Source organism: uncultured Phascolarctobacterium sp. (genome assembly GCF_934190775.1).
GTDB lineage: Bacteria > Bacillota > Negativicutes > Acidaminococcales > Acidaminococcaceae > Phascolarctobacterium_A.
The window spans coordinates 1-1989 of record NZ_CAKPTG010000036.1; the positions used below are offsets into that span (position 1 = coordinate 1).

The window sequence follows — 1989 nt, forward strand, 5'->3', positions numbered from 1 at the left end:
ATCCTCCACGTTGATGACCAGAGTGCGTTTCATGATTTCCTGATTGATGTTTGCCATAGTTGAGAACTCCTTTCGATGTTAAAAAAGATTGATAGATGTAGAGGCTCCCTTTAGTCTCTAGTGCCAGTCGCCTAAGCTACCCCCTTCCGCCTCACTACGTTCGGCACCTTCCCCGAGGGGCAGGCAAGATGTAGCATTACGCTAACTTTCTTGGTTCCCCCTTGGGGGAACTGTCGCCGTAGGCGACTAAAGGGGGTGGCTATGGTAGCGAACTGACGGAAGGGGGTGCCTTTACGCCGCTGCAAGGTGCGTCAGCATAGGATCTTCAGGCAGCTGCAGCAGCTGAGCTGCAAGCATTGCCTTGCTGTACGCTCTGGCCTTTTTACGCAACACCACACCACCGGGGCACAGGTTCTGGCAGTCCGGCAGGTCGGTGAGTAGGTACAAATCCCAACGCATGTCTTTTGGATGCTTAGCTGGACCGTAGTCGTCCTGATCGGCAACCTCAGCATGGGTTCTTACTGTGTCAAAAGAGATTTCCAATTCCAGCTCCCGGCACAGAATAGCGACAACAATCGCCATCTGTTCAATCTGCAGAGCAGTTGGGGGACATAACCCCTTATAATCTGGGACGCCATGAGAACTAAGATCAGCCTTATAGGCACAGCAGAGGGTGATACCAACGGCACCGGTGTTACGATTCCAGGTGTGCTCCTTGTATTCGCGCAGAGTTCTGCAGGTAAGGTAAATTTCGCCATGCTCATCAATGTTGATGTGGTAAGCGTCGAAGACCTGGCCATATTGGCAGCCGGTCCAGTGCAAAAATAAGTGTTTGATGCTGCCTTTGGCCTCAGCGGCCACAACGCGCAGCTCGTCATGATTAATCTTGCGGGGATTTGTTACTAACATGTAAAAAGCTCCTTTGTGTTTTTCTCCCGATGCTTACTTGCTTATCCGGAATCAGCTTTTGGCAAGAGGCGGGAGTGGGGTGTTTTTGCCTCTCACTCTATTACTCGCCTTTTGGGGGTGAAAATTATTACACCTCAAAAAAATAATTTTTAAAAATTTTTTTCTGTTTTTCTCTCGGACCGTGTAATAATTTTGCTTCGTTTTTCCCGAGTATAAGAGTGAATCTTCTTTTTCGTTCTTTCTTTTGTTGGTTTTCTTTCTCGCTTTTTCTTCTGCGTTGATAAAAGCTACTAGCGTAAGCTAGTAGTAACCTTGTTCTAAATAATACTACCTAAAGGATAGACGTAAACTACGGTAGCAGTAGAGCGTAGAATTTCCTATATGCCAGTAAACGCAAAAAAGCTCCCTCAGGCGAGGGAGCAAAATAATTAACCTGCAAGCTGTTTTTTGAGAATATTTAAAGCACGCATTTTATGTGTATAGCATGTCTGTACGTTAAGCCCGGTATTGCAGGTAAAGGTTTTTATATCCTTGTCATGCAGATACAGCTCACGGATGACAGTCTGCTGCTTGTCAGACAGCTTGCTGACGGCAGCGTTTATACTTAGTCTGGTATCCGCTTCCGCAATATAATCGTGCTTATCGGCAATCGTATCTGCAAAGGTTTCGTCGGCATCCAGAGCATCACAATCAAGCAGGCAGCCTTTTTGATGAAGCCTGTCTAAAAGACGGTAATGCAGATGCTTTTGAATCAGTCCCGGCAGCAGGCGGTAATTATTGCCTTTGTAGGAATGAATAAATTCCAGAAAGATTTCCCAGGCGATATTGACGGCATCTTCTCCCAGTGCATTAAATACGCTCTGACGATGTGCCTCCTTGTTGATTAAGGGAGTGAAGTCTGCACACAGCTTGTCAATGGCAGGCTGTTCAAAGCGTTGTGCTGCCATAAGCAGGTTTTTCAGCTGCGTAGGCGTATGATTGAATTTGTTTTTCGGCGGTATTTTTATTTTTTCCAGTTCCTTTCCGTGGCGGTCGCAATGCCGCGTATGACAGAATTCTGTACTGTACTACATCAAGCTT

The 1989-nt window shown here is 46.5% G+C and carries 2 protein-coding genes; both read right to left on the reverse strand.

Annotation, left to right across the window (positions count from 1 at the left end; genetic code table 11):
* Positions 1-291: 291 nt before the first annotated feature.
* A complete protein-coding gene (locus Q0G26_RS11420) occupies positions 292-909 on the reverse strand; it encodes an N-acetylmuramoyl-L-alanine amidase (protein ID WP_293830737.1) in 618 nt (205 codons plus the stop codon).
* Positions 910-1337: 428 nt separating this feature from the next.
* Positions 1338-1856, reverse strand: coding sequence for a sigma-70 family RNA polymerase sigma factor (locus tag Q0G26_RS11425; RefSeq protein ID WP_293830739.1), 519 nt, complete (start codon positions 1854-1856; stop codon positions 1338-1340).
* Positions 1857-1989 lie beyond the last annotated feature (133 nt).